The organism is Campylobacter canis (assembly GCF_045504005.1).
Lineage (GTDB): Bacteria > Campylobacterota > Campylobacteria > Campylobacterales > Campylobacteraceae > Campylobacter_A > Campylobacter_A canis.
In genome coordinates, this window is the sequence record NZ_JBJJXH010000001.1 from 15,409 (window position 1) to 41,026 (window position 25,618).

Here is a 25,618-nt window from a genome sequence, read left to right on the forward strand (position 1 = left end):
ATTGTTTAAAAACCATACTTATACATTATAATGTAAATTTTAAGCATAACCCAATTATGAATTACAAACATAAAATCCACTAAATACTTAATATTTGAACTAAAAATTAAATTTAAAGTAATAATAAAAAAGTGTTTCGAATAGTTACATTGAGACAATTGTTTATATGGCTGTTTTTGACAATATCGCTTTTGCTATAATCCTAATAAATTTTTAATAAATTATAAATTATTAAATTTATAATTTGTAACGGTTTAGTTACTATTTTTATTATTTAAGGTTATGTATATCTAAAATTTATATTGAGAATTATATGTAATAGTAATATATTATCTTTTTAATATTGGATATCAAATAGTGAATTTACAAGATTTATAGATAGTAAATTTATAATTTATATATAAGAATATTATGATACTAAAACAACATCAAAAAAAACTCAAAAATAATATTTCGCTTACACTTAAATTTATAATAGTTTAAAAAAATATGTATTAATATTTCATTTAAAATAGGATTAATACATTAGTTCTTGTATTTCTCTTGTCATGAAAGGAGGGTATAAAGACGAGAGCTAGATTTGATCTTTTCTCGGTATAAAAAGATCAGATTTAAGGTTAAATAGCCAGAACCTTAATAAATTTGGCTTTAATTTTTTAAATCTAAAGATTAAATTTTAATATTTAGATTTGTACCGATAACATAATTTTTGAAAAATGTTGTTTATAAAATTTATGAAGGAGAATGAGATGAAACGAGGTTGGTTAAAATTTATAACCTGTAGTTGTTTTCTTGCTATGTGCGCTATATCTCCTCTAAGCGCGGACGACAGATATGAGGAGCCTTTTGAGCAAGGAGAAACGTTTCAAAACGACGGCGTTGCCCCAAGAACTTTGGAAGATTATGTTGGGCATGAAAAAGAGTACTGGGAGTATTTAAAGAAAAATCACCCGGTTTTTCACTATGAAAAAGAAGGTAGGCTTGTAGGTAAATACGGCTTAAGCGATCGTGTGGAGGAATTTATTGAGATAAACCATGGTCCTGATTATGCTAAAGAGAACAATATGGAGCATACCGCAGTTACTTATCGTCTTGGTATGGAGTCATTCCTTGACTTTCCAAACAAATTCGTAGGGCATAAAAAATGCGGCGAGTGCCACCCTGCTCAATATATGCAATGGGAGCGCTCACGTCACGCTAAAACCATAAGATGGCCAGAAGAGCTTGAAGAGGTAGGTGGAGATGTTAAAAAAGGACTTCCGGGAGCTATCGAGACAACTCCTATCCTTACTACAGGTATTCAGCCTGATGATGTATACGGTATCATAGGAACCCCAAGAACAAAATACGGCTTCCTTGATAAATGGTTGGTTCGCGGAACATACCACGTTGAAGACGGAAATTTAAGCGATCTTAGCGGTAAACTAGTAGCGGGTGGTAACCAATACTCAGTTTTATGGGCTAAATTCCTAACTCCTGAAATGACTAAAAAGATAGCAGAATTCTCTCCGGGATTCCCTACTAAAATGGAAGATTTCGGCAAGAGCGGTTCTCATATGTGGGGTATGAACTCATACGGCGCATCAAATAGAAAAAATTTCAAATTCCAACCTGCAAGTGCGTATTGCGAAATTTGTCATACATTTAAATTCGACTTTAAATCTAAAGATGAATTTTATGCGGCTCTTGGCGATTCTAAGAAATTAAGAGAGCATACTATAACAAAAGGTATTAGCTGCGAGGAGTGCCACGGTGCGGGAGCTCACTTATACGGAGCTAGGGGTGCGGGTATGCCAAGTAACTGCGAAAGATGTCACCAAAGATTTGCTTGGCATAAAGCAGACTCTGAAAAGAACCCAAGAAAACAGTTTAATGCATACTTTAAATCATCTTGTCCATCTTGCGGAACCGAAGGTGCTCAACTGTTCAACTCTGCTCACTATGATGAAGGTATGAGATGTAACACTTGCCACGATCCACACGAAGTTACAGCTAACGACTGGAAAGACGGCTATACATTAACAGGACTTAAAAAGACTTGCGAAGACTGCCACGAAGTTCAAAAAAGCTTCTTTAAACAAGGCGGAATCCACGCGAAAGACAATTGTACAGGATGTCACATGCCAAATATGATGAGTTGTGAGAACTTCGCAGCTGTTCAAAACCCTGACAAAGGTGGCTTTGATAACGTTCGTGCTTCACACATCTGGAACATCATGGTTGATAAAGATAGAAAATCAATCAACCCGCCTGAAGGCAAACCAAGAGATCCTATGACCGTAAAAGGTTGGACACTTGATAGAGATGAAAACGGAAGATTCTTCGTTGACTTAATGTGGTCTTGCGGTAGAACAAGCTTTAGCGATCCTAACCTAATGGCTCCTGGAGCTAGCGGTTGCCATAGCCCTGTTCAATCAACATTGCCTGATAAGCTTAAATTTACAGATCAAGCTATGATTTATGACCTAGTTATGGAATGGCAACTTCCTGTTAAAGACGGCTACTCAAAAGTAGAGATCGCTCTTAGAAAGATTGATCGCGGTATGAGTAACAACAAAAAACTTACAACAGATCAAAAAGCTAGAGTTATATCTTATGCAAGACAAGCCGAGGATATCTTAGAAAAACTCAAAAAAGACGGTTCTTGGGGTGTTCACGGACCTAAATATTCTTTGAAACTAGTTGATGAAGCTTTGGTTTACGTTGAGCAAGCAACAAACATCTTAGAAGGTAAATCAAAATAAGCTAAACACGGCTGCGGGGCAAAAATATAGCCCCGCTATACCTAGTGACGGTTCATTAGGATATATGGAGGAAAGAATATGTATGGATTATGTATAAGATTGATGATATTTTTTGCTTTAACGATATCGCATAATCTTTTTGCTAGTATGGATTCGCCTTTAAATTTTGGTATTGAAGGGGCAAAATCGCTTAGTATCAATCAGGCTGAGAAGATGCTAGGTCAAAAAGATACATATTTTATAGATATGAGTTCGCCTGCGGGTCGTCTGTTTGGACATATTCCCGGAGCGATTTTAAACAATGCGGACGAGTTGAATGCATCGTTATTGCCAAAAGATAAAGAGGCTCATTTAGTATTTTACTCTGATAATAGAATGAGCTTTGATAGCAGCGTTGCAGCAAAGACTGCTAAAGATTTGGGCTATAAAAATCTCTACATCTTAACCGATGGCGTAGAGGGATGGTCAATAGCCGGAAATAAGATAGAAAAAGTAGGTAAATCAAAAAGAAAGCTAACCGAAGAAAAGATAGAAGATTTTGAAGATATGGTTCACGGAGGAAGACTATTTGGTCAAATTCCTTCTTGTAGAGATTGCCATAGCTCGGAAAAAATTCTATTTGCTTCAAAAGAGCAACGCGAAGAGCTTTTTAAAGATAAAGATTTCGTAAACGACAACTGTGCAAGCTGTCACAAAGATGTGAAAAAAGATTTTATGGGAAGCGTTCACGATGAAGCGTCTCATAAGAATTTAGATCCGAACAAAGAGCTTCCTAACTGCTCTGATTGTCACGGTATTCACACGGCGCAAGCTAGAATGAAGCTTGATCTTAAGCAACTTAGCGAGCAAAAATGCGGCTCTTGTCACGAAGAGCAACAAAAGCACTATCACGATACCTTCCACGGTAAAGCGCTCTTGCTTAACAAGCCGGGCGATGCACCAAGAGTTGCGGCGTGCTTTGATTGTCACGGAACACACAACGTATTTAAGATCGATGATCCAAGATCAACTTTGGCTATGACGGAAAATCGTATCAAAACATGTGCCGAGTGTCACCCTGGATCAAATGAGAATTTCGTTAGCTTTGTAGCTCACGCGGATCATACGGACGGTGAGAAATTCCCTCTTTTATATACGGCGTATATATTTATGACGGGACTTGTTATAGCGGTATTTAGCTTCTTTGGCTTCCATACATTGTTGTGGTCAATTAAGCTTATTAAAACTAGACTTGAAAATCCGGTCGCTTGGAAAAAAGCAAGAGAAGCAGCTCATCATGATAGAGTTAAAGTTAGACGCTTTAGCGCATTCCATATGTGGCAGCACTTCTTTATGGCGGCTTCATTCCTTGGACTTGCGTTCTCGGGCTTACCGCAAAAATTCTATACGGCTCCTTGGGCTCAAGATATGATGAATTTAATGGGCGGACCTATCATGGCTACTCAAATTCACCATATTTCGGCGGTTATTATGTTTGCCGTGTTCTTTAGCCATATAGCCGAAATAATCGCTAAATGGGGTAAATATGAAGGCGGTGTCTTTGGCGTAAACAGCTTGATGCCAAATATGCAAGACTTAAGAGATATGAGAGACCACTTCAGATGGTTTATGGGTAAAGGCGAAAGACCTCAGTTTGACCGCTGGACATACTGGGAGAAATTCGACTACCTTGCGGTGTTCTGGGGTATGTTTATCATCGGATTTTCCGGTCTTGTGTTGTGGTTCCCTACTTGGTTTTCAAATTTCTTACCGGGTTGGGCGCTAAACCTTTCGACTCTAGTACACTCAGACGAGGCGTTGCTAGCGACAGGATTTATCTTTGCGATCCACTTCTTTAACACTCACTTTAGAGCGGACCGCTTCCCTATGGATACGGTAATCTTCTCAGGAAGCTTAACTGCCGAAGAGATGAGACAAGAAAGAAGCAAGTGGTATGACCGCTTGATGAAAAACGGAATGTTTGATAAATTAGTCGAGAAAGAAGATAACTTCAAATCATACAGCTTCCTAGCTAAACTCGCAGGATATGCGATGCTAGTAACCGGTATGGTGTTCTTATTTATGATGATCTACGCGTTTATAGCGTAACACTTATCCCCGCTTTTGGCGGGGATTTTTCTTTTTATACTTTTTAAATTTCATAATCCCGCTCTTAAAATTGTATAATCTCTCAAAGGATTAAATTTGTGGTATAAAATTTTCATCTGGCTAAAAAAGCCGAGTAATACTCTTTGGGTTATGCCTGCTCTTGGCGCGGTCATCGCTATAGTATTTGCCTTTATGGCGTTTTTAGGGACTTTTTATCTTCCGCCCGAGCTTTTGCCTGATATTAAGCGAGATATATTACAAGGACTTCTTGACATCATAGCTTCAAGTATGCTTGCAGTTATTACCTTTTCGCTTTCCATTATGGTTTCTGCTTTTTCTAGCGCTTCTGCAAACGCTACTCCAAGGGCTACCGAGCTAATAATGGCCGATGACAATACCCGTATAACGATAGCTAGCTTCATATCGGCATTTATCTATGCGGTGATCGCTAAGATAGCCCTTGGGCTTGAATACTACGGTCAAAACGGCAGATTTATACTATTTATAAGTACGGCTACCGTGCTTGTCTATCTTATCTATACGCTTATAAAGTGGGTTCATACGCTCTCGCATCTTGGTAGACTTGGAAATACTCTTGATAAAATTTATAAGGCTACCGCAAAAGCCATGAAGAACCATGCTTTAAGCCCAAATTTGGGAGCTTGCTGGAGTCCAAACGACAAAGAGCCCGATATGGCGCTTTACTCTAAAGGCACGGGTTATCTAACTCATATGAATTTAAACTATCTTTATAATCTATCTAAAAAATTTGGCTTTAAAATTTTTATTGATGTAAGATCGGGAGATTATATCTTTAAGGGCGATGAGCTTGCATTTTTGTATTTTGATGAAGATACCGACTTAAGTGCAAAAGAAAAAGAGGGCATGCTTGCTCAAATTTATGAAAGCTTTGTTGTAGAAACTCAAAGAAGCTTTGAGCAAGATCCGAGATTTGGACTTATCGTGCTTAGTGAAGTTGCGCAAAGAGCCCTGTCTCCTGCCGTAAATGACCCTGGAACGGCATTTAGCGTGCTAAATTTGATAGCCAGACTTTTGCTTGACGAGAGCGTCTTACAGGATAAGGACAAAGCATATATTTATGACCGAATAGGCGTTAAAGACCTTGATATAAGCGACTTTATAACTCAAAGCATAGATGCCATAGCTCGCGACGGAGCTTCAAACGTAGAGGTAGCTCTTAGGGTTCAAAAGACGCTTTTTGCCGTATACAAAAACAGCGAGGATGAAATTTTAAAATCCGCTTCCAAAGCTCAAGCCAAAACGGCTCTTGATAGAAGCTTAAGCGTGCTTGTAAGTGATTTTGACAAAGCAAGATTAAGTAAGAAGTATGGTGAATTTTTCGGTTAAGCTGTCTTAAAATTTTAGCAACTTTATACTTATTTACAAGCGCCAAAAGACTTGTTTAAATTTTTAAATTGAGCAATCGATTCGCTTTTGCCATTAAGTGTGCCAGATAAGCTGCTGTTCAAGAAGCCTTTGGTTTAGTCTATATCCTTGATAAAGCAGTGTTTGTTTAAAATTTTGTGACATGTTTTAGTACTCAAGGCTTATTGAGGTGCTATTTGATGTTTATGGTTTAAACTCAATTTACTTATCCCAAAACTCTTTTAAGGTTAAAATTTTGCCTAAAATTTGGCAAAAACTTAAAATAATAAATTTAAATATTTTGATAATAAATATAAAACAAATCCGCCTAGCATTTAAGATTTTAAAAACTAACTTTTGGTAAGATGTTTCAGACAAATTTATTTCAAAGGAGCTTTTATGAGCGGCGTTGCGTTAATCGTGTGTTTTGTTATAGCTATAATTTTGATGATTTGGCTTATATCAAAGGTCGGAGTGCATCCGTTTTTGGCTATCATGCTTATATCCTTGGTTCTTGCGATCGTTGCGGGCATTGATCTGGTTAAGATACCTGGAATTATCGGCGACGGATTTAGCGGGATATTTAAAAGTATCGGTATAGTCATCATCTTTGGCGCGCTTATTGGCATGGCGCTTGAAAAGACAGGTGCTGCTTTAAAATTAGCCGATATGGTCGTAAAATGCGTAGGCGAAAAGCATCCTGAAATGGCTATGCTTATCATGGGTTGGATAGTAGGAATTCCCGTGTTTTGCGATAGCGGTTTTGTCGTGCTTGATCCGATTCGCAGAGCCATAAGAGAAAAGATCGGCGCAAGCCCTGTCGGCATGGCGGTAGCTCTCTCGGGCGGTCTTTACACCTCTCACGTATTTGTTCCTCCGACTCCAGGACCTATAGCCGCAGCGGGATTTGTAGGTATAGGCGGAAATTTGCTTCTTGTGATTATGGTTGGTATCGTAGTTTCTATCCCGGTGCTTATATCAGCTTACCTTTACTCTAAATACATAGGTAGTAAAATAACCATCAAAGAGGATTTAAACGAAGTAGGCAAGAGCTATGACGAGCTTATCAAAGAATACGGCAAGCTTCCGTGCGCATTTTTAAGTTTGGCTCCGATTTTAGCTCCTATCGTTTTGATGGCTCTTGGCTCGATAGTAAAAATCGCAGGTATGAAAGGTGCGATCGCAAATTTCTTTTTATTCTTAGGAAGTCCTGTTATAGCGCTTGGCGTAGGCGTTGTGTTTGCCGTTATCTTACTTGTAAATACGGGCAAGATTAAAGAATTTAACCTAATGACAAACGACACGCTTAAGATAGTAGGACCGATTTTGTTTATAACCGCAGCTGGATTTGTTGAATTTATGAAAGCGAACGCTCACGTTATAGGCTCGGTTGGAATATTCTTTCCGTTTCTTATATCCGCTATCATCAAGACGGCTCAAGGAAGCTCAACCGTCGCGCTTACTACTACGGCGGCGATTATGGGATTATTTACCGACAGCACATCCATGATGACGGCTCTTGGGCTTACTACGGAAATGGGTGCTGCTCTTACCGTTATGGCTATCGCAGCGGGAGCCATGACCGTATCTCACGCTAACGACAGCTATTTTTGGGTTGTTACGAATTTCAGTAAGATGACACCTGAACAAGGCTATAAGACCCAAACTACCTTAACTCTTATTATGGGAGTTGTGGGTATGGCGACCGTTTGGTTGGCTTCGCTTATATTGCTATAATTAGCAAGTGATTTCTCGGCTAAATTTGAACTTACACTAGAGTCAAATTTAGCCTAAATTTTAATTTATATGCGGCGATGCGAGCCGTGAAAGATCATGTAAGGAGAGTTTATGAGAGTTTTAGTAGCTATTGATTCTTTTAAGGGTTCGCTAAGCTCGTTTGAGGCGGGCAATGCCGTAAAAGAGGGTATTAAAGCGTTTTGCGACGAGGTTATCGTTAAGCCCATAGCAGACGGCGGCGAGGGTAGCGTGGAGGCTTTAGCCGATGCTCTTGGCGGCGAATTTATAGAAGCTATCGTACAAAATCCTCTTGGCGAAAAAATCCCCGCAAGATACGCTATCGCAGGCGAGCTTGGAATTTTGGAGATGGCAAGCGCCAGCGGGCTAACTCTCATAGAAAAAGAGCGCAGAAATCCTAACAAAACAAGCACCTACGGCTTTGGTCAGATGATAGTGCATGCGATAAACAAGGGTGCGAGAAAATTCATCATAGGTATCGGCGGAAGCGCTACAAATGACGCAGGTACGGGCATGCTAAGCGCGCTTGGATATGAATTTTATGACGAATTCGGAAATTTGCTTGAAGGCATAGGCGAAAATTTGATTAAGATAACTAAAATTTCCGAAAAAAACGTTATGCCGGAGCTTAAGGAGTGTGAATTCCTAATAGCATGTGATGTGGATAATCCTTTATTTGGTAAAAACGGAGCGGCTTATGTTTATGGACCTCAAAAGGGGGCTGATGAGAAGATGGTAAAGGAGCTTGACGCGGGACTTATCAGCTTTGCAAGCGCTACGAGCGAGCATTTTTCAAGCGAATTTTGGAATTTTAAAGGTGCTGGAGCAGCGGGCGGACTTGGGTTTGGGTTCGTAAGCTACTTAAACGCCAAATTAAAGCCGGGAATTGACATCATAACGGAAGAAATTCGCCTTGAAGATGAGGTTAGAAAGGCTGATTTGGTTATAACGGGCGAGGGTAGGCTTGATTTTCAAAGCTCGATGGGCAAGACACCTACGGGGGTTGCAAAGATGGCAAAAAAATACAACAAGCCAGCAGTAGCACTTGCAGGATGCGTGATGGACTGTGCGTCAAGCTGCAATGAAAGCGGCATCGATGCGTTTTTTAGTATACTAAATGAGCCCTTAAGTCTTGAAGAAGCTATGGATAAAGAAACCGCAACGAAAAACATAACACGAGTTAGCGAACAGGTTATGAGGCTTTATAGAATTTAATTTTTAGTATATAAAATTTTCTTTTTATGATACTTATTTTATTTGAATAGCTTGAAGATCTATCCTGATTTCAACTTTGTCGGATATCATATTATCGGGAAATTTGTCTCCTAATTTAAAATGTGTGCGAAGCAAATTTCCTTTAATGCTAAAACCTATTTTATTTATGTTGTCTTTTTCTTTGGCATGCCCATTATACTCAAAGTCAAGTCTTATAGGCTTTGTAACTCCCTTTATAGTAAGATTTCCATATATTGTTCCTTGACTTGGACCGTCATTTTCAAATTTTGTCATTTTAAAGGTTATATATTCAAAATTTTTGATGTCAAAAAATTCCTCGCTTTTTAGGTGCTTGTCTCTTTTGGCATGTTGAGTATCTACAGAATTTACTTTTATGACTGCATCTAAATAGTGGATTATATTTTTATTTTTATCGTAATTTAGATTAATATCATATTTTGTGAAATTTCCATAAACTTTTGATATTTTTAAGTATTTTACTATAAAACCTACATTACTATGCTCCAAATCGACCTTGTAGCTTGAAGCATATATGGTGCTTGTGGCAGTTGTTATCAAAAATAAAATTCTAAGTAAATTTTTCATTTTAGTCCTTATTTCAGTAATGCAAATCCGATTCCGATTTTATTTGTGTGTCTGTTGTAGTCAATCAAGCTCTCACCGTATCCGCTGAAATATTTCACATATCCATAAACTCCGCTGTTTCCAAACGGAAATAGCCATCCTGCTTCGGCAGCACCTTTGTTTGTGCTATCAAGACGCAGGTTGTTGCGAAGCATAAGAGTTAGTATGTGCCCGCGGTAAGGAAACGCTATATTTACATCCGCCACGCCTATATATTTTGTTATGCCGGGATTATCGTCTTTGCCGTCAGGATCAGGCAGTCTCACCCAACCTCGCGGTATGATTATAAATTTGCCTGCGTAAAATTTGGCGCTTGCGTAAATTCTATTCCACGAGCGTGATTTTTCACCGCCTTGTCCGTTGCTCTCGTGTAAAAGCCCCGCCCTTATGTAGTCAAGCTGAGGTAAAAATTCAAATTTCGTAGGAAACGTTACGAAAATTTCAGGTCGGTAGTTGGTTTCTCTAAACGGCGTTGAGCTCTTTGCCGTCTGCCACCACGAGCTTTGCGAGTAGCCAAACGAGATGGTTTCGTTCATATCAAAAACATCATGAAAGAGCGGCTTTTGGATACTAAGCTGGAAATTTGTCTCAAATTTCTTTCTGCCTTCTATATCCTTAAACGCCGTAGTCGCAGGCAAAAGGTAGTTAAGATGGTGCATTTTGATGCCTAAAATTTCATCTATGTCATAAGGCGCTTCGCTCTCGTATATCTTAAGAGGCTCGTTGGTTGCCGCAATCTTTCTTTCTTCTGTAGTAGCGTCCGCGATCGTTTGAGATGGCGCTATGATGCTTTTTTCAAGCTGTTCGCCGTTAGCCTTGATAAACGAACGCTCGGCTGAGAGTTTGTAAAATTTCATTGCATTTGCTGTGTCGCCCTTGCTTTCAAATTCCTGAGCCATGTCGTAAAGTTCTTGTGCGCTTTGAGCAAACAAGCTTGCGGACATAAGCGCTATGATTAAAATTTTTCTCATATTTTTACCTTTATCGCAACTTCGTAGTCGCTAAAATAATTTATATTAAAAAACTCTTTTTCATCTTCAAATTTTACTTTTTTACATTTGCAAACCGAGTGTAAAAGCCCGATCTTATGCTCGCCTTTTTCGTAAAATTCTTTTGCTTTATCTGCCAAATTTGAGTTAAAAAATCCGCACAGCGAGTGTGTGTGATTGTCATCTTGCGGGATAACTATATCAAATTCTTTCGTAAATTTAAAAAGCTCTTCTATGGTATTTGCGGTAACGAAGGGCATATCCGCAGGGATTATAAAAACACTTTCGTCTTTGAAATTCGACAAAATGCTCGCTAACGCCAACATCGGCGAAAAATCGTCCGTAACTTTGTCTTTGATGAGTTTTAACGGCGGATCAAATTTCTCAAATTTCGAGCTTACAAATACGTTATCAAAAATTTGGCTAAATTTATCCACTTGAAAGTGCGTAAGCGTGGCAAAATTTCCAAACGGCATGAGAGTCTTATCCTGCCCCATGCGCGAGCTTTTGCCTCCTGCTAAGATAACGCAATGTTTCATTATTTTCCTTTGAGTCCTTTTGCTCTTTGTAAAGTGCATTTAAAGGAAGTTTTCAGCGCTTTGTCGTCTAAAATTTTAAAAACTATCTTAAATTTAATCGATTATTGTGCCGCTTTATAAGTTAAATCTTATTAAATATCTAACTTATCGGCGTTTTTGTGCCAAATTTAATCGTAAAAGCACAAATATTTATTAAATTTAAGCCGTTTTTCTTGGCGTAACCCTTTTGAAGCGACATACATAACTGGCTAGGCTATAGCGGTTTTAGTGGCGATAGCCGTTGTAAGCTTGATAATTATCTTTATCGCAAAAGCTTTAAAAATTCTCTAGCTTGCTCGTATTTGCCAAATCTTAAAATTTACTCCATTTTGCAGCCAAATCGCCGCCATGAGAAAATAAATCTAAAATTTACAAATCCCTAGGGTCGGCTATCTTGCCCGCTATTGCGCTTGCTACGGCTACGGCTGAGTTGGCAAGGTAAATTTCGCTTGTTCTATCGCCCATTCGTCCTACGAAATTCCTGTTCGTAGTTGCTACGCACCTTTCGCCCGCGCCTAAAATTCCCATATATCCGCCAAGACAGGCTCCACAAGTCGGGTTACTCACTACTGCGCCCGCTTCCACAAATATATCCATAAGCCCCTCTTTTTGTGCGGCAAGGGCGATTTTTTGCGTTGCAGGAGTTATGATAAGGCGAGTTTTGCGCGCTACTTTTCTTCCTTTTAGAAGTTTTGCTGCGATTCTAAGATCGCTTAAGCGCCCGTTCGTGCAAGATCCGATAAATACCTGATCTACCGCCAGATCGTCTTTGACCGCCTCTCTTACGCTCTTTCCGTTGCTTGGTAAAAACGGATAGGCTATGACGGGATCTAAATTCGTAACGTCTATTTCTAAAATTTGCTCATACTTTGCGCCTTCGTCGGAGTAGAAAAATTTCGGTTCGCAGCGTAAATTTTTATCTTTTAAAAATTCTTTTGTTATATCATCTACCGCGATAATTCCGCTTTTGCCGCCCGCTTCTATCGCCATATTGCACATCGAAAATCTTGAGTCCATGTCAAGCGCTTCTATCGTCTCTCCGCTAAATTCAAGCGCTTTATAAAGAGCGCCGTCAACTCCGATTCGCCTTATGATCTCTAAGATCAAGTCCTTACCGTAAACATGCTCGCCAAGCTTGCCTTTAAATACGACTTTGATCGTAGGCGGTACCTTAAACCAGTTTTTGCCCGTTATCATCGCATACGCAAGATCGGTTGAGCCCATGCCCGTTGAGAATGCTCCAAGCGCGCCGTGGGTACAGGTATGAGAATCAGCACCTATTATCACGTCTCCCGGGACTACAAGTCCTTTTTCGGGCAAAAGCGCATGCTCGATACCCATATCTTTTTCGTCAAAATAGTGCTTTAAATCGTGCTTATAGGCAAAGTCGCGCGAAATTTTGGCTTGATTTGCGCTTAGGATGTCTTTGGCGGGTATGTAGTGATCCATGACGATTGAAAATCCGTCAGGATTTGCAAGTTTTGTCGCACCGCTTCGCTCAAACTGCTTTATAGAAATCGGAGTCGTGATGTCGTTGCCGATTACCATGTCTATATCGCACTCTATTATCTCGTTTGCAAAAACTTCGCGTCCTACGTGGCTTGAGAATATCTTTTCGGTTATTGTCTGTTTCATGTTAAATTTCCTTTTTGAATTTAGTCTCTTTGCCTAGCCAAATAGGTCTGATTGCGAGTTGCAAGAGCGCATAAATTTACCTGATTTTATCAAAAATTTGTTAATTTTTCATATAATAAGCCTCATGAAATACGCAGTTTTAAAGCAGATACAAAAGTTTTTATCCGAATTTAGAAAAATCACATCCGTTAAACGCGTCCAAGATATGGTGATATTGATGTGTTTTGATGGTAAATTTGAGCTGTTTTTTGATCTTTCAAAATCAGCTTCATCTATCTACACGAACGATGAATTTATAGCGATTAAGGAGTATAAAGCTCCTTTTGACGTGGCGTTAAAAAAGCGGTTTAACAACTCTAAAATTTTAAGCGCCGAGGTTCTTAACGGCAATAGAATTTTAAAATTTTGCTGTGTTCAGGAGGGTTCTTATAAAAGCAGCAAAAGCAACCTCTATCTTGAATTTACAGGTAGATTTACAAACGCCGTTATAACCGATGAGAACGATGTGATAATCGAAGCTTTAAGGCATATTGAAAATAGTTTTAGAAGGATTAAACCGTCTAAAAAATTAATCCGGCTCGAGCCCATAGAGATAAAAGAAAAGCCCGTCGGTGAAATTTCGGATTTTAAGAAGTTTTTTAAAGAGGAATTTTTAAAGCTAAATGAGAAAAATTTAAGCGACTTAAAAGAGGTAAAAACAAATCAAATTTTAAAAAAATTACACTCGCTTGAAGAGAATTTAAACTCTCTTGAGAAAGAGGACGAGCTAAGCAGACAAAGTGAAATTTTAAGCGCAAACGCAACCGTTTTGCTTGCAAATTTGCATAGCTTGAAAGAATTTCAACGAGATATAAAACTAAGCGGTTTTAATGGCGAAATTTTAAATTTAAAGCTTGATGATAGCCCTAAAAATAGTGCAAATTTATTTTTCGCTAAAGCAAAAAGACTCAAGCAAAAAGCAATCGGCGTCATAAACGAAAGAGCAAATTTGAATGAAAAAAAGGAGTTTTATCTAAATTTGCTAAATTTGATTAAAAACGCAAAAAGCACAAGCGAGCTTGAAATTTTATACCCTAAACGAGCTAAAAATATAAAGCAAAAAGAGCAGATAAGCGACAATATCGATATTTTTTATATAAACGATTATAAAATTTTAGTCGGCAGAAACGAAAAAGGTAACGTAAATTTGCTCAAAAACGCAAAAAAAGACGATATTTGGATGCATTTAAAAGATATTGCATCATCTCATGTTATTATTAAAACGTCTAAGAATTCGCCCAGCGAAGATGTGCTTAAGTTTGCCGCCAAACTTTGCGTGGAATTTAGCGTAAAGGGTGCGGGCAGATATGAGGTTCATTACACAAAGCGCGCAAATGTCAGAGTAAATGACGGAGCGCATGTAAATTATACGGATTATAAGACGATAATAATACAAAAGGAGTAAGGGGGATAAGATGCCCGTAACGCCGCTTGGAAATACGATTTATATAAATCAAAATATGAATGTCGTTGCAAATAAGCAAGCAGATATGCAAAATAGATTTGACCTGCAAAGTCTAGCCGCCATGACTCTTAAAGAAGACGAAGACAAAGAGGTTGTGCAAGTAAGACCTACCGAAGAGACTTATAAAATCGATCCTCAGCATCAACACGAAAAATCGCAAAGCGATCAGCGTGAGAGTGTTTTTGAGGGTGAAGAGGAGCCAAACGGCGAAGGCAGTGTGGCGCAAGATGACGATGAGAGCGAGATAATTAGCCAAGATAGAATTTTAGATATTAAAATCTAAGCAAAATTTTTATAATATTTCCAAATCAAAAAGGAAATTTTATGAAAACACGAGTAATTACCGGCGTTATAATGTTTTTGGCTATTTTGATCGTATTTCTTATCGATAGCCATCTGCTAAATTTCGCTGTTTTGGGCGCTGTTTTATTTATCTCGTTCATAGAAAGCGAGAGATTATACGGAATTCACGAGAAGTCATTAGTGCTTATCGCTATGATTTTTTATCTGCTAACACCTTTTTCAAATCCTGTTTTTATAGCGCTTTTGGCGGTATTGCTCGTTTTAAGCGTGCTTGTTCATTTTAAAAGCGAAAATTTAAAATCCGTCTTGCCGTTTTTATACCCGATGACTCCGATATTTCTTATCTGGATGCTTTATGATACATACGGTATAGGATATCTTGCGTGGATGATATTTATAGTTATAGCTTGCGATAGCGGGGCATATTTCATCGGAAAGCGCTTTGGCAAGCACTCCTTTAGCCCGACTTCGCCTAATAAAACCTGGCAAGGAGTAATCGGCGGCATATGCGCTGCAAGCGTTGCCGGAAGCGTGTTTGGCTACATAATAACCGAAGCCTTTTTTCATAGCTTGCTTACAAGCTTCTTTGTGGGCGCTTTTAGTGTTTGGGGCGATCTGTTTGAGAGCTATTTAAAGCGCAAAGCGGGAGTTAAAGATAGCGGCGATCTATTTCCTGGTCACGGAGGCATGCTTGATAGGATAGACGGGTATCTGTTTGGCGTAGTTGCGATGCTTTGGATGCTTTCGTGGTAGTTCTAGGCTCAACCGGCTCCATAGGCAAAACCAGCTTAAATTTAGCTCATAAATTTAATATCGGCATTGAGGCTATTAGCTGCAACTCAAACTACGAGCTTTTAAACGAGCAAATTTTAAAATTTAATCCCAAATTTGTCTGTATAAACGACGAAAATTTGGCTAAATTTGTTAAGCATAAGCAGGTTTTTACAGGAGAGCAGGGTATTTTGGATATGCTTGAAGCTTGCAAGTCTAAGCTTGTGATAAACTCTCTTGTGGGTTTTGCGGGGCTTGCTCCAAGCGTAAAAATCCAAAATTTAGGCAAAAAGCTAGCATTAGCCAATAAAGAAAGCCTTGTAGTGGGCGGTAAATTTCTAAATGCAAAAGAGATAAATCCGATAGATAGCGAGCATTTTGGACTGAAATTTCTACTTGAAAACAAAACTCCCGTAGATAGCCTCATCATAACCGCAAGCGGCGGAGCTTTTTACAAAACTCCTATCAAAGCGCTAAAAAACGTAACGGCAAAAGATGCTCTAAAGCACCCAAACTGGGATATGGGCGCTAAGATAACCATAGATAGCGCGACGATGGCAAACAAGCTTTTTGAAGTTTTAGAAGCGTTTTGGCTCTTTGGCACAGATAGGATAGATGCCCTAATAGAGCCTACGTCGATGATTCATGCGCTTGTAGCCTTTAAAGACGGCTCAACCACGGCTCATCTTTCAAGAACTGATATGAGTTTAGCGATTGCGCATGCTGTTTTGGGTGATTTAAATGCGTCAAATGCAGATCAAAAAAATAAAAAATTCAGTCAAAACATAACTGCGAATTTAGATCTGCTTGCGCTTAAAAACATAAAATTTCATAAGATAAATTTAAACAAATATCCAATTTTTTCGCTTAAAGACGAGCTTTTGGCAAATCCTGATTTAGGAGTTGTCGTAAATGCGGCAAATGAGATCGGAGTGTTTAAATTTCTAAAAAACGAGTGCGAATTTTTAGAAATTTCAAGAGTGGTTTTAAAAAGCGTTAAGGAGTTTAGAAATACTAAGATTACGAACCTTAACGAGCTTTTTGAGATAGATAAAGAAGTAAGAATTTGGGCTAGCAAAGAGATAAAAGGATATAGATGAAAAAATACGAAGGGTATAAATTTAGGTTAAAAGATAGCCTTATAGGCGTTCAGTTTTTATTCGTGGCGTTTGGTGCGCTGGTTTTAGTGCCGATTTTGACGGGGCTTGATACGAGCGTGGCGCTATTTACGGCCGGTATCGGAACTCTTTTGTTTCAGGTTGTTACTCGCAAAAACGTTCCGCCGATATTTTTGGCAAGCAGCTTTGCCTTCATAGCTCCTATAACTTTTAGTATCGAGAAGTGGGGACTCTCTGCTACGATGGGCGGACTTTTTGCCGCAGGGATTTTTTATGTGGTGCTTAGCTTTATCGTTCGCTACCGAGGCGAGGGCTTTTTGCACAAATTACTTCCGCCTGTGGTTGTTGGGCCTGTGATAGTTACTATCGGACTTATTTTGGCTCCCGCTGCGGTAAATATGGCTATGGGCAAAGGAAATGAGGTCCTTTACAGCCAAAATACGGCGATGAGCATAGCCTTTTTGTCCTTGCTTGCTACGATTTTGGTTATGATGTTTGGCAAGGGAATGATGCGACTTATACCGATTCTTTGCGGTATAGTGGTTGGTTATGCGGCTTCTTATTTTGCAGGCATTGTTGATTTTGCACCGATTGCAAAGGCGAGTTGGTTTGCGGTGCCAAATTTCACTACGCCTAGCTTTAACTTTGACGCTATCATTTATATGGTGCCTATAGCTATCGCGCCTGCTATCGAGCACATCGGCGATATGCTAGCTATCAGTAACGTTACTAAAGAGAATTTCTTAAAAAATCCGGGGCTTAAAAACACTCTTTTAGGAGACGGGCTTGCCACTTCTGCCGCTTCTCTTTTCGGCGGTCCGCCAAATACGACTTACTCCGAGGTTACGGGTGCGGTAAGTATCACTAAGGCATATAATCCTGCGATCATGACTTTTGCTGCGATTACGGCGATCTTGCTTGCATTTATCGGTAAGCTTGGAGCCGTGCTTGCTACGATTCCGACTCCTGTTGTGGGCGGTATCATGCTGCTTTTATTTGGTATCATCGCTTCTGTCGGTATAGAAACACTTATAAAGCACGAAGTTGATCTTGCCGAGCCAAGAAATATGATCATCGTTGCGCTTATCTTTGTTTGTGCGATAGGCGGCATGGTGCTTGACTTTGGCGTGGTTAGCTTTTCGGGTGTGGGTCTTGGTGCGCTAGTTGGCATTGTACTAAATTTACTACTACCAAAAACCAAGCATTACGAGGGCTTTTAGAGGTGATTTTAAGATATATATTCGTATTTTTTGCCTTTTTTATAGGTCTTTATGCGCAAGACTTTAAACATACGTTAATTAAAAAAGGAACCGATGATAACAACACCTTACTCTTAATCGGAGGCATTCAGGGCGATGAGCCGGGCGGTTTTTTAGCAGCTTCTCTTGTAGCTACCGACTATAATATAACATCAGGAAGCGTTTGGGTTGTGCCAAATTTAAATTTCATAAGCATATTAAAACGAAGTCGGGGAACAAAAGGCGATATGAACAGAAAATTTCAATATATCGATAAAAATGATCCTGACTATGAAGCCGTAACCGATATAAAAAAATTAATTAGAGATAAAAATGTTTCTTTGATCTTAAATTTGCATGATGGAAGCGGTTTTTATAGGGATGAATTTATAGATAAAGATAGAAATCCAAATAAATGGGGCAATACTGTAATTATAGATCAAGCCTTTTTAGAAAATGGAGTTTATAAAAATTTGCAAGGTATAGCCGAGTCTGTAATAAAGTCAATAAATCTCAAGCTTCTTAATAAAGAACACAGGTATCACGTGAAAAATACAAAGACTAAAGAGGGTGATATGGAGATGTTAAGATCTCTTACTTACTATGCTATAACTCAAGGTAAGTCCGCGTTTGCAAATGAAGCTAGTAAAAACTTAAATGCAGAGCAAAGAACATACTATCATCTTCTCGCCATAGAAGAGTATATGAATATGATGGGTATAAAATTCACTAGGCCTTTTGACATTAGCGTTAAAAGCGTTAAAAATGCGATAGAAAAAACTATAGATGTTAGTCTTTTTAATGATAAATTTATCCTCAGTCTTAAAAATCCTAGATCTAGCATCAAATTTATCCCTCTTCCAAAAAATGAGAAATTAGAATTAAATGCATCAAATCCTATAACTGCTGCCATAGAGTATAAAAACGGTTATCAAATCAGATACGGAAATCGTCTTTTGACAAGTATAACTCCCGAATTTTTTGAGTATTCAAATTCTTTTGATGAGATATTGGTCGATGTTGACGGAAAGAGGCGTATAGTTAAGTTGGGTAGTAAAATCTTAGTTAAAGATTTCTTTGAGATAGATCAAAAAGAAGGAGCGCGTGTCAATATTATAGGCTATACTTCAAAAAATACCGATGAAGCGGGGCATAAGGTAAGTAAAAATAATATGATGACATCTTTTTCTTTGGACAAAAGCGGCAAGATTTACCGTGTGGAAATTTATGAGTTAGGCAAGAAGGATAAATTTGTCGGTATGATTTTAGTGGAATTTGTTAAATGATTTTAGGGATAGAAAGTAGCTGCGATGATAGCTCTATCGCGCTTTTTGATATCAAAAATTTAAAGCTCATATATCATAAAAAGATATCTCAAGACGAAGAGCACTCCAAATTTGGCGGAGTGGTGCCCGAGCTTGCCGCAAGGCTGCACACTGCCGCTTTGCCAAAGCTGCTTGAAGAGATAAAGCCAAATTTTAAGGATATTAAGGCAATTGCCGTTACAAACGAGCCCGGACTTACCGTAAGCTTGGTGGGTGGAGTGAGTATGGCAAAGGCGCTTAGTATCTCGCTAAACGTGCCGTTAATCGCAGTAAATCATCTCATAGGGCATATTTATTCGCTTTTTTTAGAAGAAGAGGCGCGCTTTCCGCTTGGTGTGATGCTCGTTAGCGGCGGCCATACAATGATACTTGACATCGATGAAAAGGGAGATATCAAGCTACTTGCTTCCACGATGGACGATAGCTTCGGCGAGAGCTTTGATAAGGTTGCCAAGATGCTTGATCTTGGCTATCCGGGCGGAGTTGAAGTGCAAAATGCAGCGCAGCGATGTGTGCAAAAAGACAGGTTTAAATTCACGGTTCCTCTTTTGTTTGATCCTCGCACGGCTTATAGCTTTTCAGGGCTTAAAAATCAGGTTAGGGTTGAGATAGAAAAGCTAAAAGAAAGTGGAAATTTAAGCGAGCAAGATATCAGCGACATCTGCTACGCTTTTGAAAATGCAGCCTGCGAGCATATTTTAAATAAGCTTGAGAAAGTATTTAACGAGCTAAAATTCAGGCGTTTTGGCGTAGTGGGCGGAGCAAGCGCGAATTTAAATTTACGCTCGCGAATTGAGAATTTATGCTTTAAATTTGATTGCGAGCTTTTGCTTGCACCACTTAAATTTTGTTCTGACAATGCGGCCATGATAGCTAGAGCAGGGCGTGAAAAATACCTTAAAAATCAGTTTGTAAAATTTGATGAGCTAAAGATAAATCCGCGTGTTAAATTTGATGAGGGGTGAATATTTATTTAAAAATATCGTTAGAGTTTAAACTTTTAAAATTTCAGCTATCTCTACTTTTAATACTTTTGAAATTTTATAAATATGCTCCAAATTAAAGTGTTTATTATAGCGGTTGCTTTCGCAGTTTGAATAAAAGGCGACCGATTTTATATCTATGCTTAATGCTAAATCAAGCTGGGATATGCCATTAGTTTCTCTTAAATTTCTTATATTTTGCGATATTTTCTTATAAAAATTCAAAATTTCATCATCACTAAAGTTCTTAAATTCATTAAGCATTTTTTATCCTATAGGATAAATATTAAACAAAAAAAGGAGGCAAAATGGCGTTTAAGGGTTCATCAGCCAAAAGCTCTGGCACAAAAAGCTACTCATCAGCTAGAGCTCATCAAAAAGTAGGTCAAAGTTTTGGAGGATACACTAAAGTTCGCACTAGCAATGGTGGATTTAAAATGAAACCTACGGAGAAGAAGTCATAATAAAAATTAAAAGCTATGATTTTTTGTCATAGCTTTTTAAAGTTAAGGATAGTAATGAATTATATTTTTGGTGGTTTTATTGGTATTTTATTAGGCATATCGCTTTTTAGTAGCGTTTTGGCGGGTACTCCTGAACTTATTATGATTATAGTTGCATTTTTTGTTGGAGCCTCTTTTTTAAAAGGTATTGTGGAAACGTTGTTTGATATATTTAAATAAAGTTATTTATGTATGTGTTCTTTTATAAATTCTAAAATTTCATCTTTTTTATCTAAGAATTTGTTTGAAATCACGATAAATTCGTTGCTTTTTAGATTTTGCACGGTATAAAGCGGCGAATTTTTAGTTTTTAGATCTATCATCACGGCACCCGCTTCGCTAGCTATAATTTCACCTGCCGCGTTATCCCAGATACAGCTTGGGCTAAATCTTGCATAAATTTCAGCCGCGCCCTCGGCTATTTTGCAAAATTTGATAGCGGAACTTAGTCTAAAGGGCTCTAAATTTAGGCTTTGGGCTAGCAAATTCGGGATTTTATTTTTGCTATACCTGCTAACGGTTATTAAGCTTTTACTCGCTTTGTTTGATACGTTTTTTAAATTTTCTTTTGAAAATTGTGCATTTTGATCTTGATAAGAGCTGAAATTTGGCAGTTTTTCGTAGTGCAATCCTTGATTCTTGATTGCATAAAAAAGCTCGTTTGATATCGGTATATAAATCACGCCTAAAATCGGTCTAAAATCCTTGATAAGAGCTATGCAGACGCAAAATTCACCTATCCCGCTAATAAAATCATTTGTGCCGTCAAGCGGGTCTATAAGCCAAAATTCATTTGCATTTTTATCTAAAATTTTCTCTTCCGAGCAAATCGGCAGACCGCTTGAGCTTAAAATTTCAAAAATTTTATCGTTTGAAGCAAGATCGGCTTGAGTAACGGGTGATTTATCGGGCTTTATGTAAATTTCATAGCCTATTTTTTCTTTCGAGTCGTTTTGCTCTGGGCTGTTTGAAATTTTGCTTTTCTTAAAGGGCAAATTATCTTTATCAATCGGTATATTTTGCATTAGCGCTTGTTTTAGCTCTTTATCTAAGTCGCTTTTGTAGAATTTTAAAATCTCTTTTCCGCCCTCAAAGGCGGCATTTTTGGCTAGCTCAAGTAAAAAATTCAGGTCTTTCATTTTAATCCAAATTTATAGATATAGCATAAGGCAATCAGCTTAAAATTTAAACTTTGCCCACTTTGATTTTTATCAAGGGGGCGGTTGCTCAGAGTTACAAGGCCCGCTCCGTCCCCTTTAACCCCACCTAGGGCAACGTTATAAGTTGCTGTGCTTTGCACAGGTTTAAAAATCACTTCGGCGTTCGGTTTGTTTCTCCGACATAAAGCTGTCTAGGACGAACGATCTTAATCGTATCTTGCTCTTTTAGCTCTATCCACTGGCTTATCCAGCCCGGTGTGCGCCCGATCACAAAGATAACGGCGAACATATCGTTTGGAATCGATAGCGCCTTTAGTATAAGTCCCGAATAAAAATCCACGTTCGGATAAAGATTGCGCGAGATGAAATAATCATCACTCAGTGCGATCTCTTCGATCTTTTTGGCGATTTTTAAAAGCTCGGTATTTATGCCGATCTCATCAAAGAGCTGATCGCACATCTTTTTAAGCACTCTTGCGCGCGGGTCGAAATTCTTATATACTCGGTGCCCAAAGCCCATGAGTCTAAACGGATCGTTTTTATCCTTTGCGCGTGCGATGTATTTTTCTACGTTTGCTACCGAGCCTATCTCTTCAAGCTGGCGTATGACACCTTCGTTTGCTCCGCCGTGCGCCCATCCCCAAAGAGCTCCGATGCCTGCCGATATACACGCATACGGATGAGCGTGTGTTGAGCCTACGGTGCGAACTGTCGTGGTTGAGGCGTTTTGCTCGTGGTCGGCGTGAAGCATGAAAACCGTATCAAGAGCCTTTACTTCGATAGGTTTTAAATTCACGTGCTCATAAGGATAACTTCTCATCATATAAAGAAAATTTTCGGTAAATCCGCGGTCTAAATTCGGATAAATAATAGGAAGCCCTCTTGAGTAGCGATAGCTAAACGCGGCTATGGTAGGGATTTTGGCAATTATTCGCATAGCCATTTCATGATATTCTTCGGGTTTGTCCATATTAAGATGATCGAAATAAAACGCACTAAGCGCAGAAACGCTAGCTTGCAAGATCGCCATAGGGTGAGCTTTATCCGGAAAAGCGTCAAAAATTTTCATCATGCCTTCGTGTATAAAGGAGCGCTTTTTAAGCTCGAGTCTAAATTCATCATACTCTTTTGCGTTAGGCAATTCTTTGTTTAAAAGCAGATACGCGACATCAAGGAAGGTTTTGTTGTCGGCTAGATAGGCTATATCGTATCCGCGGTGCATAAGCTCGCCTTTAAGTCCGTCTATATAGGTGATAGACGAGCGGCACATCGCGGTTGAAGTGTATCCGCGGTCAAAGGTAAACATACCCGTTTGGCTGAAAAATGTCGATATATCTATGACATCAGGGCCCATAGTGCCTTGTAAAATCGGGAATTCGTAGCTCTTGCCGTTTCTGTTGTCCGTAAGCGTGACGGTGTTTGACATCTTTACTCCTTTGAGATTGCTCTAAAATTTTTCTTTTGGGAATTCATCAAAATTTTTATACTTATCATCACTATTATAGCCTGAGTTAGACTTGCAAGGATACAAGAGAAGTAAAATTCCTCGCTTATGTCGCCTGATTTGTGAGCTATGGTAGCAACGGCTATCAAAAGCGTAAGCGGCATAGAGTGAGATAGTGCGTAAAGCATGGTCTTTTTAAACCCGAGCAAATTTAAAAATACAAGGCTTGCTATCATCCTAAAACCTATCATTACCGATACTATCAGCATCGCGTTTTTGATGATACCGTCCATAAATAAAGCGTCAATCTTAAAAGTAGAGCCGATATATATGAAAAATGTAGGTACCAAAAAGCCAAATCCAAAGCTTGCAAGCTTATGCGGAAGGTCTTTTTTGTGATCAAAAAATGTCGCTATAAATGTGCCTGCGACAAAAGCTCCAAAGGCTATCTCAAGATCAAGATAAAGCATAAGTGCGATAATGCCGAAAAATAGCGCCATAGAAAGCCTTATGTCTTTTTCGGCGTTATCATAATGAGGCATAAGCATGACTTTTAGCTGAGGATACCACCAAAAAAGCACATTTAGCATCTTAAAGCCAAATGCGCTAAGCAGTAAAAATCCTCCAAGGTAAATGATAGAAAGTGCCAGCTCGCTTCCGGCACCAAATTTCAGGTATGCCCCAACAAACGTCAAAAGAACTATACTTACAACTTCACCTATGGAGCCGACAAGCATGCCTAAATTTAGCCATTTTTCTTCTCTCCCATACTCTTTAAACAGCGTAAATATCATACCCACGCTCATAAGCGGTATGATGAGGATAAAAAGCGGTGTTAGATCAAAGCTAAACGTAATTATAGATGAGAGCAGATAGAGGAGTGCTATGTATATGAGCCCTGATTTTAGGATTTTTTTATCGGTTGTAAAAAATATCTTTAGATCAACTTCGGTTCCTGCTAAAAACATCAGGTAGAAAAACCCGACTTCGCTAACTATGTGAAATATGTCGTTGTGCCCTATAAGTCCAAAATACCCCGCAGCCGCACCTAAAATGATCTCAACCGGAGCGATTGGGATACGCAAAATTTTAGAAAAATACGGCGAGGTAAATACTATAAAAGCAAGTGCTATTAGTATGCTAAGACCGCTAGTGGCAGAGTGTGGCAAAGCTATATCTCCTTTTTGTAAGCTCTTTTATATCGCTGCTTGCAACTTCACCTTTAGCCGTAAGATAATCTCCTATCACGATAGCCTCCGCGCCGTAGTCAAAAACTTCATATTGACGCTCTTTAAGCACCGCTTCGCGGCCGCCTGCTATCATGACTCTTGCGTTTGGCAAAGCCTCTTTCGTGTCTTTTATGATTCTTAGCGCCTCATCTTGGCTTAGTTTTTCTTGTTTTATAGGAAGTGCCGCGTGCGGGATAAAGAAATTTATAGGCGTGGAAAACGGATCAAGCTCTTTTAGACTATTTCTAAAGCTAACTCTATCCTCGTTACTCTCGCCAAGTCCATATATACCCCCGCAACAAAGCGCCAATCCTGCCCTTTTGGCGTTTAAATTCGTCTCAAATCTCTCATCCCAAGTGTGCGTAGTGCAAATTTTAGCAAAGTATTCGCGGCTGGTTTCAAGATTGTGGTTGTAGCTAAAAACTCCCGCACTCTTAAGCTCTTTAAGCGCTTCGTAGCTTGCCATTCCGTTGCATGCGATCAGCATTAAATTCGGAAGCTCTTTTGAAATTTCTTTTGCCGCGCGGCAGATAAGTTCAAGCTTGGTGTCGTTTAAATTTTTACCCGAAGTTACTAGGCAAAAGCCAAGTGCGTGGTTGTTTGAGGCGATTTTAGCCTCGTAGATGATTTCTTCGATTGTTTTTAATTTGTATTTTTCTATTCTGGCGTCTATCTTTGCGCTTTGCGTGCAGTAACCGCAGTCTTCCGAGCAGTTGCCGACATTTAGCGAACAGATCGCGCATAGCATAATTTGTTTCATAAATTCTCTTTTTGTTGATTTTATAAAAATTAACATTATACAAAATCAAAGCTTTTATCTGTTTAAACGTGCCTTGTTTTGGCTTTTTGGTTGTAAAATTGAGTTAAATCTCTACTTTGAATAGGCTAAAATTTAGCCGTTTGAATTTTGATTAATCTTAAGCGTAAAAAGAGATATTAGCTTGGTTATCGTGTCGGCAAAGGTGGAAATTTTGGCGGAGGCGGCTCAAGCGGTAAAGCGGCTTA

23 protein-coding genes are annotated in these 25,618 nt (G+C 38.9%); 14 read left to right on the forward strand and 9 right to left on the reverse strand.

Annotation, left to right across the window (positions count from 1 at the left end; translation table 11 throughout):
- Positions 1–797 precede the first annotated feature (797 nt).
- From ACHJH3_RS00095 to ACHJH3_RS00115, 5 genes are all read left to right on the forward strand, one after another.
- Positions 798–2,744, forward strand: coding sequence for a multiheme c-type cytochrome (locus tag ACHJH3_RS00095; protein WP_407063368.1), 1,947 nt, complete (start codon positions 798–800; stop codon positions 2,742–2,744).
- A gap of 78 nt (positions 2,745–2,822) precedes the next feature.
- On the forward strand, positions 2,823–4,832 hold the full coding sequence (locus tag ACHJH3_RS00100) for a rhodanese-like domain-containing protein (RefSeq protein WP_407063076.1): 2,010 nt from the start codon (positions 2,823–2,825) through the stop codon (positions 4,830–4,832).
- A 96-nt stretch (positions 4,833–4,928) separates the two neighbouring features.
- Positions 4,929–6,200 carry a DUF2254 domain-containing protein gene (locus tag ACHJH3_RS00105; protein WP_407063077.1) on the forward strand — a complete coding sequence of 424 codons (1,272 nt, stop codon included), beginning with the start codon at positions 4,929–4,931 and terminating at the stop codon, positions 6,198–6,200.
- Between the two features lie 417 nt (positions 6,201–6,617).
- Positions 6,618–7,955: a GntP family permease gene (locus ACHJH3_RS00110; protein WP_407063078.1), complete on the forward strand. Its 1,338-nt coding sequence runs from the start codon at positions 6,618–6,620 to the stop codon at positions 7,953–7,955.
- Between the two features lie 111 nt (positions 7,956–8,066).
- Complete coding sequence (locus ACHJH3_RS00115) at positions 8,067–9,188, forward strand: glycerate kinase family protein (protein WP_407063079.1); 1,122 nt, start codon at positions 8,067–8,069, stop codon at positions 9,186–9,188.
- 33 nt (positions 9,189–9,221) lie between these two features.
- Here the strand turns inward: ACHJH3_RS00115 and ACHJH3_RS00120 are convergent, their stop codons facing one another.
- From ACHJH3_RS00120 to leuC, 4 genes are all read right to left on the reverse strand, one after another.
- On the reverse strand, positions 9,222–9,794 hold the full coding sequence (locus tag ACHJH3_RS00120) for a YceI family protein (RefSeq protein WP_407063080.1): 573 nt from the start codon (positions 9,792–9,794) through the stop codon (positions 9,222–9,224).
- A gap of 8 nt (positions 9,795–9,802) precedes the next feature.
- Entirely contained in the window at positions 9,803–10,804 is a 1,002-nt protein-coding gene (locus ACHJH3_RS00125; RefSeq protein WP_407063081.1) for a phospholipase A, read from the reverse strand.
- Positions 10,801–11,361, reverse strand: coding sequence for a molybdenum cofactor guanylyltransferase (locus ACHJH3_RS00130; protein ID WP_407063082.1), 561 nt, complete (start codon positions 11,359–11,361; stop codon positions 10,801–10,803). Before ACHJH3_RS00130 ends, ACHJH3_RS00125 begins: the two co-directional genes overlap by 4 nt.
- 408 nt (positions 11,362–11,769) lie before the next feature.
- Complete coding sequence (gene leuC / locus ACHJH3_RS00135; RefSeq protein WP_407063083.1) at positions 11,770–13,035, reverse strand: 3-isopropylmalate dehydratase large subunit; 1,266 nt, start codon at positions 13,033–13,035, stop codon at positions 11,770–11,772.
- A gap of 58 nt (positions 13,036–13,093) precedes the next feature.
- Here leuC and ACHJH3_RS00140 point away from each other — a divergent pair, with 58 nt between their 5' ends.
- The 7 genes from ACHJH3_RS00140 to tsaD are packed head-to-tail and all read left to right on the forward strand — an operon-like array spanning position 13,094 to position 20,259.
- Positions 13,094–14,479: an NFACT RNA binding domain-containing protein gene (locus ACHJH3_RS00140; protein ID WP_407063084.1), complete on the forward strand. Its 1,386-nt coding sequence runs from the start codon at positions 13,094–13,096 to the stop codon at positions 14,477–14,479.
- 10 nt (positions 14,480–14,489) lie between these two features.
- Positions 14,490–14,822 (forward strand): hypothetical protein, encoded by a 333-nt coding sequence (locus ACHJH3_RS00145; protein ID WP_407063085.1) that lies wholly within the window; start codon positions 14,490–14,492, stop codon positions 14,820–14,822.
- A gap of 41 nt (positions 14,823–14,863) precedes the next feature.
- Complete coding sequence (locus ACHJH3_RS00150) at positions 14,864–15,595, forward strand: phosphatidate cytidylyltransferase (protein WP_173030404.1); 732 nt, start codon at positions 14,864–14,866, stop codon at positions 15,593–15,595.
- Positions 15,589–16,713 carry a 1-deoxy-D-xylulose-5-phosphate reductoisomerase gene (gene dxr, locus ACHJH3_RS00155; RefSeq protein ID WP_407063086.1) on the forward strand — a complete coding sequence of 375 codons (1,125 nt, stop codon included), beginning with the start codon at positions 15,589–15,591 and terminating at the stop codon, positions 16,711–16,713. The genes ACHJH3_RS00150 and dxr overlap by 7 nt, the downstream gene beginning before the upstream one ends.
- Positions 16,710–17,951 carry a uracil-xanthine permease family protein gene (locus ACHJH3_RS00160; protein WP_407063087.1) on the forward strand — a complete coding sequence of 414 codons (1,242 nt, stop codon included), beginning with the start codon at positions 16,710–16,712 and terminating at the stop codon, positions 17,949–17,951. The genes dxr and ACHJH3_RS00160 overlap by 4 nt, the downstream gene beginning before the upstream one ends.
- 2 nt (positions 17,952–17,953) lie before the next feature.
- Positions 17,954–19,255, forward strand: coding sequence for a M99 family carboxypeptidase catalytic domain-containing protein (locus ACHJH3_RS00165; protein WP_407063088.1), 1,302 nt, complete (start codon positions 17,954–17,956; stop codon positions 19,253–19,255).
- Positions 19,252–20,259, forward strand: a complete 1,008-nt coding sequence (tsaD, locus tag ACHJH3_RS00170) for a tRNA (adenosine(37)-N6)-threonylcarbamoyltransferase complex transferase subunit TsaD (RefSeq protein ID WP_407063089.1) — start codon at positions 19,252–19,254, stop codon at positions 20,257–20,259. The genes ACHJH3_RS00165 and tsaD overlap by 4 nt, the downstream gene beginning before the upstream one ends.
- A 27-nt stretch (positions 20,260–20,286) precedes the next feature.
- Here the strand turns inward: tsaD and ACHJH3_RS00175 are convergent, their stop codons facing one another.
- Positions 20,287–20,541: a helix-turn-helix domain-containing protein gene (locus ACHJH3_RS00175; RefSeq protein WP_407063090.1), complete on the reverse strand. Its 255-nt coding sequence runs from the start codon at positions 20,539–20,541 to the stop codon at positions 20,287–20,289.
- A 44-nt stretch (positions 20,542–20,585) separates the two neighbouring features.
- On the opposite strand from ACHJH3_RS00175, the gene ACHJH3_RS00180 reads away from it, so the two are divergent.
- Complete coding sequence (locus tag ACHJH3_RS00180; protein ID WP_407063091.1) at positions 20,586–20,741, forward strand: hypothetical protein; 156 nt, start codon at positions 20,586–20,588, stop codon at positions 20,739–20,741.
- Positions 20,742–20,795: 54 nt separating this feature from the next.
- A complete protein-coding gene (locus ACHJH3_RS00185; protein WP_407063092.1) occupies positions 20,796–20,960 on the forward strand; it encodes a hypothetical protein in 165 nt (54 codons plus the stop codon).
- Between the two features lie 2 nt (positions 20,961–20,962).
- Here the strand turns inward: ACHJH3_RS00185 and ACHJH3_RS00190 are convergent, their stop codons facing one another.
- The 4 genes from ACHJH3_RS00190 to ACHJH3_RS00205 form a co-directional block, all read right to left on the reverse strand.
- Positions 20,963–21,919 carry a 3'(2'),5'-bisphosphate nucleotidase CysQ family protein gene (locus ACHJH3_RS00190; protein WP_407063093.1) on the reverse strand — a complete coding sequence of 319 codons (957 nt, stop codon included), beginning with the start codon at positions 21,917–21,919 and terminating at the stop codon, positions 20,963–20,965.
- 172 nt (positions 21,920–22,091) lie between these two features.
- Positions 22,092–23,366 carry a citrate synthase gene (locus ACHJH3_RS00195; protein WP_173030409.1) on the reverse strand — a complete coding sequence of 425 codons (1,275 nt, stop codon included), beginning with the start codon at positions 23,364–23,366 and terminating at the stop codon, positions 22,092–22,094.
- A 2-nt stretch (positions 23,367–23,368) separates the two neighbouring features.
- Positions 23,369–24,553, reverse strand: coding sequence for a cation:proton antiporter (locus ACHJH3_RS00200; protein WP_172198393.1), 1,185 nt, complete (start codon positions 24,551–24,553; stop codon positions 23,369–23,371).
- Positions 24,534–25,373 carry a biotin synthase gene (locus ACHJH3_RS00205; RefSeq protein ID WP_407063094.1) on the reverse strand — a complete coding sequence of 280 codons (840 nt, stop codon included), beginning with the start codon at positions 25,371–25,373 and terminating at the stop codon, positions 24,534–24,536. Before ACHJH3_RS00205 ends, ACHJH3_RS00200 begins: the two co-directional genes overlap by 20 nt.
- Between the last annotated feature and the right edge of the window lie 245 nt (positions 25,374–25,618).

Coding starts and splice junctions, on each gene's coding strand:
- ACHJH3_RS00180 (WP_407063091.1), top strand. CDS start 20,586: ATGGCGTTTAAGGGTTCATCAGCCAAAAGCTCTGGCACAAAAAGCTAC.
- ACHJH3_RS00190 (WP_407063093.1), bottom strand. CDS start 21,919: ATGAAAGACCTGAATTTTTTACTTGAGCTAGCCAAAAATGCCGCCTTT.
- ACHJH3_RS00115 (WP_407063079.1), top strand. CDS start 8,067: ATGAGAGTTTTAGTAGCTATTGATTCTTTTAAGGGTTCGCTAAGCTCG.
- ACHJH3_RS00205 (WP_407063094.1), bottom strand. CDS start 25,373: ATGAAACAAATTATGCTATGCGCGATCTGTTCGCTAAATGTCGGCAAC.
- ACHJH3_RS00195 (WP_173030409.1), bottom strand. CDS start 23,366: ATGTCAAACACCGTCACGCTTACGGACAACAGAAACGGCAAGAGCTAC.
- ACHJH3_RS00175 (WP_407063090.1), bottom strand. CDS start 20,541: ATGCTTAATGAATTTAAGAACTTTAGTGATGATGAAATTTTGAATTTT.
- ACHJH3_RS00125 (WP_407063081.1), bottom strand. CDS start 10,804: ATGAGAAAAATTTTAATCATAGCGCTTATGTCCGCAAGCTTGTTTGCT.
- leuC (WP_407063083.1), bottom strand. CDS start 13,035: ATGAAACAGACAATAACCGAAAAGATATTCTCAAGCCACGTAGGACGC.
- ACHJH3_RS00110 (WP_407063078.1), top strand. CDS start 6,618: ATGAGCGGCGTTGCGTTAATCGTGTGTTTTGTTATAGCTATAATTTTG.
- ACHJH3_RS00095 (WP_407063368.1), top strand. CDS start 798: ATGTGCGCTATATCTCCTCTAAGCGCGGACGACAGATATGAGGAGCCT.
- ACHJH3_RS00120 (WP_407063080.1), bottom strand. CDS start 9,794: ATGAAAAATTTACTTAGAATTTTATTTTTGATAACAACTGCCACAAGC.
- ACHJH3_RS00145 (WP_407063085.1), top strand. CDS start 14,490: ATGCCCGTAACGCCGCTTGGAAATACGATTTATATAAATCAAAATATG.
- ACHJH3_RS00185 (WP_407063092.1), top strand. CDS start 20,796: ATGAATTATATTTTTGGTGGTTTTATTGGTATTTTATTAGGCATATCG.
- ACHJH3_RS00100 (WP_407063076.1), top strand. CDS start 2,823: ATGTATGGATTATGTATAAGATTGATGATATTTTTTGCTTTAACGATA.
- ACHJH3_RS00130 (WP_407063082.1), bottom strand. CDS start 11,361: ATGAAACATTGCGTTATCTTAGCAGGAGGCAAAAGCTCGCGCATGGGG.
- ACHJH3_RS00160 (WP_407063087.1), top strand. CDS start 16,710: ATGAAAAAATACGAAGGGTATAAATTTAGGTTAAAAGATAGCCTTATA.
- tsaD (WP_407063089.1), top strand. CDS start 19,252: ATGATTTTAGGGATAGAAAGTAGCTGCGATGATAGCTCTATCGCGCTT.
- ACHJH3_RS00150 (WP_173030404.1), top strand. CDS start 14,864: ATGAAAACACGAGTAATTACCGGCGTTATAATGTTTTTGGCTATTTTG.